The organism is Frankia sp. CcWB3, assembly GCF_977927595.1.
The window spans coordinates 1-8138 of the sequence record NZ_CDWRCK010000194.1 but is presented as its reverse complement, the minus strand read 5'-3'; the positions used below and the strand labels follow the sequence as shown (position 1 = coordinate 8138).

Below are 8138 nucleotides of genomic sequence, written 5' to 3'. Positions count from 1 at the left end.
GGGCAGCGGGGGCTGGCAGCCTGTCACGGAGGTTCGAACGGATGCGGCCGGACGGGCCGACCGTTGCCGGAGGGTCCGGACGGATCCCGCGGTACGTCCGACGTGCATCCGACACACATGTGACAGCCGTGGCAGCATGGCGGCCATGAGCAGGATCTCGCACCGCATCGGGGGAATCGCACCCTCCGCAACGCTCGCCGTCGACGCCACCGCCAAGGCGATGCGCGCCGCGGGCCGCGACGTGATCGGGTTCGGCGCCGGGGAACCGGACTTCCCGACCCCGGACCACATCGTCGCCGCCGCCGAGAAGGCATGCCGCGAGCCCCGCATGCACCGCTACAGCCCGGCCGCGGGCCTGCCGGAGCTGAAGCAGGCCATCGCCGAGAAGACCGCCCGAGACTCGGGGGTGATCGTCTCACCGAGCCAGGTCCTGGTGACCAACGGCGGCAAGCAGGCTGTCTACGCGGCGTTCGCGACGCTGCTCGACCCGGGGGACGAGGTGCTCCTGCCCGCCCCATACTGGACGACCTACCCGGAGTCGATCCGGCTGGCCGGGGGTGTCCCGGTCGACGTCGTCACCGGTCCGGAAGCCGGGTACCGGGTGACGGTGGAACAACTGGAGGCGGCACGCACCCCGCGGACCAAGGTTCTGCTGTTCAACTCCCCGTCGAACCCGACCGGCGCCGTCCACACCCCCGAGGAGATCCGCGCGATCGGGCGGTGGGCCGAGCAGGCCGGGATCTGGGTCATCAGCGACGAGATCTACGAGCATCTGGTCTACGGCGAGACGAGGTTCGCCTCCGTCCTCGCCGAGGTACCCGAGCTCGCGGAACGCTGCATCATCGTCAACGGGGTCGCGAAGACCTACGCGATGACGGGATGGCGGGTCGGGTGGCTGATCGGGCCGGCGGACGCCGTGGCCGCCGCGACCAACCTCCAGTCCCACGCGACATCGAACGTCTCGAACGTCGCCCAGGCCGCCGCGCTCGCCGCGGTCGCCGGCCCGCTGGACGCGGTCGCCAAGATGCGTACCGCCTTCGACCGCCGCCGGCAGACGATGCACCGTCTGCTGTCGCAGACGCCCGGGATCCGCTGCCCACTGCCCGACGGGGCGTTCTACTGCTATCCGTCGGTGCAGGACGTGCTCGGACGCACCCTGCGCGGCCGTACCCCCACCACGTCCGCGGATCTGTGCCAGCTGATCCTTGAGGAGGCCGGGGTCGCGATCGTGCCGGGTGAGGCCTTCGGGACTCCCGGCTTCGCTCGACTGTCCTACGCGCTGAGCGACGACGATCTCGTTAAAGGAGTCAGCCGCCTCTCCGCCCTGCTTGCCGAGGCGGCCTGAAGCCGCCGGGCAGCCCGGCGGCCAGTCCCCCGCCGCGCGGCAGGCCTCAGCGCAGCCGGACGGTCGCCCGGGCCGCCATCAAGACCTTTTTGCCGTCGCATCGGGTGGTGAGATTCACCACTACCAGGTTGTCGTCGAGCTTCTTCTCGACCACGCCACGCACGGACACCGTCGCGCCGACACCGTCGTCGGGAACGATCACCGGGGAGGAGAACTTCACCCCGAACTCGACCACGGCGCCTGGGTCCCCAAGCCAGTCCGTGACCAGCCGCGCGGCCGTAGCCATGGTCAGCATGCCGTGCGCCAGCACTCCCGGCAGGCCGGCCTCGGCGGCCGCCCGATCGCTCCAGTGAATGGGGTTGAAGTCGCCGGATGCACCGGCATACCGGACAAGATCATCCCGGCGCAACGGGAAAAGCCGCTCCGGCAGCTCGGTGCCGACCTCGACGTCGTCGTAGCTCACCGTGGCGGTCATCGTTCTCCAGATCGTGAGGACGCCCGGGGTCGCCCGGAACGTGCGCAACGCGCGGTCGCCGGAGCCGAGCGGGGCCGGCGGGACTGCCGGCAACCCTGTCGGCAAAGGTGTCATCGGTGCCTCGGCGGAGCCGTCCCGCGCGAGACCAGCCCACACACGCCGGTGGCGACCTGCTCTCCGTAGATCGTGGCGAACTGGTAGTTGACGACGAGCACCTCGTTGGTCCCCACGGACCGGATGCCGGTCAGGGTCGAGGTGCAGATCAGCTCGTCGCCGGCCACCACCGGCCGAAGCAACACGAAACGTTCCTCGCCGTGGACGACCAGGGAGAAGTCGAGGCCGAGCTCCGGATCGTCGGTGGACACCCCGAGGGTTCCGGGGATCACTGTGATGAGGAACGTGGGTGGGGCCACGAGATCGGGATAACCAGCGGCCTTCACGGCCTCCAGATCGTGGTACAGCGGGTTGTCGTCCCCGATCGCTTCGGCGAACCGCCGGATGTGCTCGCGCCCGACCTGGAACGGGACGGAGGAGACCGAGCTTCGTCCCACGAAGTCCTGATTGAGCGGCATCGCAACTCCGATCGCGCCATCAGCGGGATGACCAGGGTGTCTCTACGTGGTTACCACATCGCCCGCCACCGGTCGATAATCTGGGCCGGCATGCCAGCTAGCCGGCCCAGGACTTCCCTGACCGGCTACCGGGGCGGAACGTAGATAAGTACACGAAGGATTCAGCGACCCCGCCACCCCGCCTGTCCACGTGGGGACAGGCGCCCGGACGCGCCGATGGGCAGCCGCCAGAACGACGTCAGCGCGTCTCGCGGTGCTCCGTGTGCTTGCCGCAGTTCGGGCAGAACTTCTTCAGTTCGAGGCGGTCCGGGTCGTTGCGACGGTTCTTGCGCGTGATGTAGTTCCGGTGCTTACACACCTGACACGCCATTGTGATCTTCGGGCGGACATCGGTGGCGGCCACGGCGTGATGCCTCTTCCTGAGTCGGTTACTGAACAGGTCGGGCGGCGTGGCGAACCGCGATCCCGCACGGGCTTCGCGGCAGGCCGCACCCTGCTGGTAGCGGTGGCCGGACTTGAACCGGCGACACAGCGATTATGAGCCGCTTGCTCTGCCAGACTGAGCTACACCGCTGGGATGGTCCACCTGGTTGCGGCGGCCCGACCAACATCTTACCCCGCGGGAGGACCGGCGGACATCCCCCCGGACACGAACCCACCCGAAGGCGGAACGTGGAGCCCCTTTACGGAATCGAACCGTAGACCTTCTCCTTACCATGGAGACGCTCTGCCGACTGAGCTAAAGGGGCGAGGTCGCGGAGCTCAGATTACACGACGACGGGCGGGGTTGGGTGGCCCCCTCACCCGCTTCGCCCCCGAACCCACCGATCCTCCCCGGCGACCGATCCTCCCCGGCGACCGGCGCGAGGGCCTCCGTAGGCCACGTCGGCGCTACGCGGGTCGGAAACGACCCCCCCGTCCTGGTCGCCAGGTCCGCCCCATGGCACGCCAGTACGCCCGACCCTCACTCCGTTCCATCGAAACATGCGGAGATTGCCGGCGGGAACAACTAGCCGTAGCAACCTACTTGGACGCCACTCACGCTGATAGCTGTAAGTAATCTCTTCGATGCTTAGCGTATGGAGCACCTGTTGGTGCGCCGCTGCCGGCGTAGCCAACTGCCTGGCGAGCCTCCCCAGCATCGCCTCCCGAGCATCGAGGGTTGCCCATGCGTCCTACGCACCGTTCCAGCCGGTATCCGACGACGCGCAAGGTCCGGCCCGGTCCCACCGCCGACGACACCGTGCCGACGACCACCACCCTGCCGACCACCGCTCTGCCGACCACCGCCCCCACGCCTGGCCGCCCGGATGAAGAAGGTCACGGCCCTCCGTCGGGGTCGGCGCGGCGGCGGGTCGACACCCGCCCGTCCCTGCTGCCGATCCCCCTCCCCCCGCGGGTGACGAGCATCGCGGCGCTGGCCATCACCGCGGGGGCGTTGACCGCGACCACCGGAGTCGCCCAGAGCGCGGTGCCGTCCCCGACCTGGCCACGGGGGATCGACGTGGCCTCCTGGCAGCATCCCGGCGGCAGCCCCATCGACTGGATCGCAGCGCGCGGCTCCGGCCTGAGCTTTGCGATCATTAAGGCCACCGAAGGAACGAACTACACCAATCCGTACTTTGCCGCGGACCGGGAGGCGGCCGCCAAGGCCGGTATGGTGGTCGGGGCCTATCACTACGCGCGGCCGGCGCGGCCGATCTCGACCGCAGTGGACCAGGCACAGCGCTTTATCACGGTGAGCGGGCTGACCCGCGCCGCCGGGCAGCTGGCCCCCGTGCTCGACCTCGAGGACGACGGAGGACTCGATCCCGCCACGCTGGCCGCCTGGACGAGGGCGTTCCTCGAGAAGATCGAGACCGAGACCGGCCGGGCGCCCATCCTCTACACGTACCGCTCGTTCTGGACCAAGAAACTGGCGGACGACCACAGCTTCGCCCGGTATCCGTTCTGGTTCGCCATCTACAACAACAAGGCGACCCCGGGCTGGCTGCCCGGCGGCTGGACGAAGTGGGCGCTGTGGCAGTACACCTCGAGTGGAAATGTCCCGGGGATCATGGGCAACGTCGATCTGAACGTGCTGTGCTGCACGCCGACCGCGCTCGCCGCACAGGCCGACGGCACCCACAGCGAGATCGAGAAGTGGTACGCGACCGCCGGGCTGAACCGTCTGGCCGTTGGGACGCCCGTCGACAGCGAACTGCCCGCCGGCGGTGGCGGTCGCTGGCAGCGATACTCCAACGGCCTGGCCTTCTGGTCCGTGGCGACCAGCGTACGGGCCCTGCACGGATCCATCGCGACAAAGTTCCTGGAGCTGGGCGGAACGAACAGCTTCCTGCACCGACCAGTGAGCGGTGTCGAGTACGCCACGGCCTCGGAGACGCTTCAGGCGAGGTTCCAGGGTGGCTGGATCTACTGGCACCCGGCCATCGGCGCGCACGAGGTCCACGGCCGCATCCTGCAGACCTATCTGGGCCTCGGTGGCACGACGTCGAGCCTCGGGCCTCCGATCACCGACGAGTACTCGGTCCCGGGCGGACGGGAGAGCGCCTTCCAGTTCGGCAAGCTCCGCTGGAGCGCGGCGACGAACGCGGTCACGACACTGCCCGCCGGCAAGAGTGGGACCGGCAGAAGTGGCGTGGGTGCGGCGGGTGGCGCCGGCATCGCTCCCTGATCGTGTCCCGGGCCGGCAAGAACCATCTCCGGCCCGACGGACACGACGATGGGTGACGGCGGTCTACCGTGGGTATCGCACCTACGCGGCGGAGAGGTAGTCGTATGACCACCGAACAACGACGGACCGCACCATGCGGGCAGAGCGATCCGCCGCGAGTACGACCGGGGAGGATGAGATGGCAGGAACACGGGTGGCACGCCCGCTGAACGGATGGCTCACCTTCGCCGCCGTCATCATGTTCATCGTCGGCTTCCACAACCTGATCTACGGCATCGCGTCCCTGCGCGACTACACCGTCGTAGTGAACAACCTCAACGGCGGGGCCAGCGTGATCTACGCCGACACCACCTTCTGGGGCTGGTTGTGGATCGTGGTCGGCGTCGTCGAGATACTGATCGCCTTCGGCATCGCGGCCCGTAACGAGGCCGCCCGCTGGGGAGGTGTCGCAATCGCGGCGATCAACGCCATCGGGCAGCTGGCGTTCCTTGCAGCGTTCCCGGTCTGGTCTGTCGTCATCATCGCGATCGACGTAGTCGTCATCTACGCACTGTGCACCTACGATGCTCCTCGGGCCAGAGCCGGGTACGAGGAGCCGTATCCGAGCGACCAGGCCGGGGTCTCCGCCGGGCGTGAGGCCGGAGTCGGTCGCCTCGCCGAGACCGGTGGCACCCGGGTGACCTCCGGGGGCGGCATCCGGCGCGAGGAGGGTCCGCGGCCGCCCACCACCGGCTGAACGGCGGCTCGCGGTCAGCTCGCGGTCAGGGTGCCGGATCTGCCAGCCCCGCCCGCCAGGTGACGCATCGCAGGGCGTAGTCGGTGAGATGACGGTCGGCGAAGACGCGGGCGTCCCAGTTTTCCGGCATCGCCTCGGCGAGATCGCGCCAAAGGTAGGCCATGGCGGGTAGCCCGTCGGCCAGGACTAGCGGACGGGCTTCGTAGGCCTCGCCTTCGAAGGCATCGAGGATCGCCCGTTCCCGTGGGGCGAGCCCCAAGAGGACGAGGCCGGCGGTGGCCCGATCCGGCCCGTCCGCCTCGGCCGTGGGCACGAGGCCCGGATAGAGCCGGTCACGCAGCCGGGCGGCCCGCCAGCCGGTGACCGTAGCGGGCCCCGCCTGGGGCACGCGTCCGATGAGCGCCCGCACGACCTCGGGGAACAGCAGCGTCCCGTAGACGAACAGCGGGACCGCGCGCTCCGCCTCAGCCGACGACATGAGGCCACGGTAGTGCCCCGGCCGTGGCGGCCCACGAGCCACGGTTTCTGGTCACCGGTCACCGGTGACTGTTTAACGACCACCGGTGACCGTCTGCGGCCGGCATCCCGGCTGGGAACCGGTCCTAGAGTGAGCAGACGTGAACGACAACGCGGCGCTGGCCGCCCAGGTTCGGGCTGCTTCCCATCTGACCGGGACATTCCTGCTCCGGTCGGGTCGGACAAGCACCGAGTACTTCGACAAGTACCTCTTCGAAGCCGACCCGGCGCTGCTCGCCGCGGTGGTGGCCGGACTCACCGAGTTGGTGCCGCCCGGCGCGGAGATCCTCGCCGGACTCGAACTCGGCGGAGTGCCCCTCGCGACTCTGCTCTCCCATCGCACCGGCCTGCCCGCCCGGTTCGTCCGGAAGAAGGCCAAAGAATACGGCACCCGACGCATCGCGGAGGGCGGCGACGTCACCGGACGCCACGTCGTCCTCATCGAGGACGTGGTCACCTCCGGTGGTGCCGTGCTCGACGCGACCCGGGTACTGCGGGATGCCGGAGCGGTCGTGGAACACGCGCTCTGCGTGATCGACCGGCAGGAGGGCTGCCGGGAGAGACTCGCCGAGCTCGGTCTGACGTTGCACCCCGTCCTGACCCGGGCGGACCTGGATGCCGCCGCGAACACCTGACCGCCCGGCGACAAGGAGCATCCGCGACCGCACGCGCACAGGCCCGGAGCGATGCCCCGGGCCTGTGGATCCGAGCCTGTACAGAAGCATGATCCCCGGGAACTGCGGGATGGTGGCAGGTGATGGATTCGAACCATCGTAGGCTGAGCCGACGGTTTTACAGACCGCTCCCTTTGGCCGCTCGGGCAACCTGCCGTCGTGGAGAAGCATACCGGTCCCGACGGAGCATCGTGATGCCGCACCACCCCGCCGCAGCCGCCGACGATCGATTACAACGGTGAGTAGCGGCTCACGAGACGAAGGCCGCGCACCACGATCACGCACAGCGCCCGACTCCACACGATCCTCACCCACATCGAACCGGCCAGGAGGTCCGCACACGTAGCAGATCCACCCTTCGACATCGTCAGCAAAGTTGACGCCCAGGAGATAGACAACGCCGTCAACCAGACGGTCAAGGAAATCCGGACCCGCTTCGACTTCCGTGACACCGGCGCATCCGCGACGCTGTCCGGCGAGTCGATTCTGCTTGTAGCGAACACGGACGAGCGGGTCAAGGCGGTGCTCGACGTGCTTCAGGAGAGGTTCGTCAAACGCGGCATTTCCCTCAAGGCCCTGACCTTCGAGGAGCCCAAGCCGTCGGGCAAGGAGTTCCGGTTGCCCGTCACCGTTCAGCAGGGCATCGCGGAGGACAAGGCCAAGGCCATCGCCAAAAAGATCCGGACGGATGGCCCGAAAGGGGTACAGGCCCAGATCCAGGGTGATCAGCTACGGGTGACCGGGAAGAAGCGCGATGACCTGCAACGCGTGATCCAGATGCTTAAAGCCGAGGACTTCGAAGTTCCCCTCCAGTTCGTCAACTACCGCTGACGCGACGGAAAAGCTCAAGACAGGGCGCACCCCGCCCGATGGGGGTTTCGGGCGGGGTGCTTGCGGCGGAACCTGGGGGGTTTGCTCCGCCGCGGTCCTGGTTGTGAACCGACGCCGTTTCGGCCGGCAGTTCGCGGTTAGCGGTTCAGGGTTAAAGCGTACTCCGAGTACTTCGGGGTGTTGCCGCGGCGACGCGCCGCGGACAACATCGTGGTCATCAGGCCCGGTCACCGATACGGATTCATGCGTGACATCTGTTCGAGACGCGCGATCCGCTCGTTCATGGGTGGATGAGTGGAGAACAGCTTCCCGACC

General features: G+C 68.4%; 9 protein-coding genes and 3 tRNA genes. 5 read left to right on the top strand and 7 right to left on the bottom strand.

Features of this window, described 5'->3' with window-relative positions; genetic code table 11:
* The first annotated feature begins 136 nt into the window (after positions 1-136).
* Complete coding sequence (locus tag ACY5KJ_RS14685) at positions 137-1345, top strand: pyridoxal phosphate-dependent aminotransferase (protein ID WP_462203597.1); 1209 nt, start codon at positions 137-139, stop codon at positions 1343-1345.
* Positions 1346-1391: 46 nt separating this feature from the next.
* Here the strand turns inward: ACY5KJ_RS14685 and ACY5KJ_RS14680 are convergent, their stop codons facing one another.
* The 5 genes from ACY5KJ_RS14680 to ACY5KJ_RS14660 form a co-directional block, all read right to left on the bottom strand.
* Positions 1392-1820, bottom strand: a complete 429-nt coding sequence (locus ACY5KJ_RS14680) for a MaoC family dehydratase (protein WP_462185741.1) — start codon at positions 1818-1820, stop codon at positions 1392-1394.
* Positions 1821-1930: 110 nt separating this feature from the next.
* Positions 1931-2392 carry an FAS1-like dehydratase domain-containing protein gene (locus tag ACY5KJ_RS14675; RefSeq protein ID WP_462185674.1) on the bottom strand — a complete coding sequence of 154 codons (462 nt, stop codon included), beginning with the start codon at positions 2390-2392 and terminating at the stop codon, positions 1931-1933.
* Positions 2393-2630: 238 nt separating this feature from the next.
* Positions 2631-2762, bottom strand: coding sequence for a 50S ribosomal protein L33 (gene rpmG, locus ACY5KJ_RS14670; RefSeq protein ID WP_070131962.1), 132 nt, complete (start codon positions 2760-2762; stop codon positions 2631-2633).
* Positions 2763-2889: 127 nt separating this feature from the next.
* Positions 2890-2966: transfer RNA gene (locus ACY5KJ_RS14665), tRNA-Met, on the bottom strand.
* A gap of 99 nt (positions 2967-3065) precedes the next feature.
* Positions 3066-3141, bottom strand: a tRNA-Thr gene (locus ACY5KJ_RS14660).
* Between the two features lie 419 nt (positions 3142-3560).
* Here ACY5KJ_RS14660 and ACY5KJ_RS14655 point away from each other — a divergent pair.
* Positions 3561-5066 carry a GH25 family lysozyme gene (locus tag ACY5KJ_RS14655; protein WP_462203596.1) on the top strand — a complete coding sequence of 502 codons (1506 nt, stop codon included), beginning with the start codon at positions 3561-3563 and terminating at the stop codon, positions 5064-5066.
* Positions 5067-5244: 178 nt separating this feature from the next.
* Positions 5245-5802, top strand: a complete 558-nt coding sequence (locus ACY5KJ_RS14650; RefSeq protein ID WP_462185672.1) for a DUF7144 family membrane protein — start codon at positions 5245-5247, stop codon at positions 5800-5802.
* Between the two features lie 25 nt (positions 5803-5827).
* Here ACY5KJ_RS14650 and ACY5KJ_RS14645 read toward each other — a convergent pair whose 3' ends face one another.
* Positions 5828-6280 (bottom strand): gamma-glutamylcyclotransferase family protein, encoded by a 453-nt coding sequence (locus tag ACY5KJ_RS14645; protein ID WP_462185671.1) that lies wholly within the window; start codon positions 6278-6280, stop codon positions 5828-5830.
* Positions 6281-6419: 139 nt separating this feature from the next.
* Here ACY5KJ_RS14645 and pyrE point away from each other — a divergent pair, with 139 nt between their 5' ends.
* Positions 6420-6953 carry an orotate phosphoribosyltransferase gene (pyrE, locus tag ACY5KJ_RS14640; protein WP_462185670.1) on the top strand — a complete coding sequence of 178 codons (534 nt, stop codon included), beginning with the start codon at positions 6420-6422 and terminating at the stop codon, positions 6951-6953.
* Positions 6954-7063: 110 nt separating this feature from the next.
* Here pyrE and ACY5KJ_RS14635 read toward each other — a convergent pair.
* Positions 7064-7148, bottom strand: a tRNA-Tyr gene (locus ACY5KJ_RS14635).
* Positions 7149-7307: 159 nt separating this feature from the next.
* On the opposite strand from ACY5KJ_RS14635, the gene ACY5KJ_RS14630 reads away from it, so the two are divergent.
* Positions 7308-7823 carry a YajQ family cyclic di-GMP-binding protein gene (locus tag ACY5KJ_RS14630; RefSeq protein WP_462185740.1) on the top strand — a complete coding sequence of 172 codons (516 nt, stop codon included), beginning with the start codon at positions 7308-7310 and terminating at the stop codon, positions 7821-7823.
* Positions 7824-8138: the final 315 nt, after the last annotated feature.

What these genes read in the sequence shown, in the direction of transcription:
- ACY5KJ_RS14685 (WP_462203597.1), top strand. Translation starts at nt 137, where the DNA reads ATGGCGGCCATGAGCAGGATCTCGCACCGCATCGGGGGAATCGCACCC.
- ACY5KJ_RS14680 (WP_462185741.1), bottom strand. Translation starts at nt 1,820, where the DNA reads ATGACCGCCACGGTGAGCTACGACGACGTCGAGGTCGGCACCGAGCTG.
- ACY5KJ_RS14645 (WP_462185671.1), bottom strand. Translation starts at nt 6,280, where the DNA reads ATGTCGTCGGCTGAGGCGGAGCGCGCGGTCCCGCTGTTCGTCTACGGG.
- rpmG (WP_070131962.1), bottom strand. Translation starts at nt 2,762, where the DNA reads ATGGCGTGTCAGGTGTGTAAGCACCGGAACTACATCACGCGCAAGAAC.
- ACY5KJ_RS14650 (WP_462185672.1), top strand. Translation starts at nt 5,245, where the DNA reads ATGGCAGGAACACGGGTGGCACGCCCGCTGAACGGATGGCTCACCTTC.
- ACY5KJ_RS14675 (WP_462185674.1), bottom strand. Translation starts at nt 2,392, where the DNA reads ATGCCGCTCAATCAGGACTTCGTGGGACGAAGCTCGGTCTCCTCCGTC.
- ACY5KJ_RS14655 (WP_462203596.1), top strand. Translation starts at nt 3,561, where the DNA reads ATGCGTCCTACGCACCGTTCCAGCCGGTATCCGACGACGCGCAAGGTC.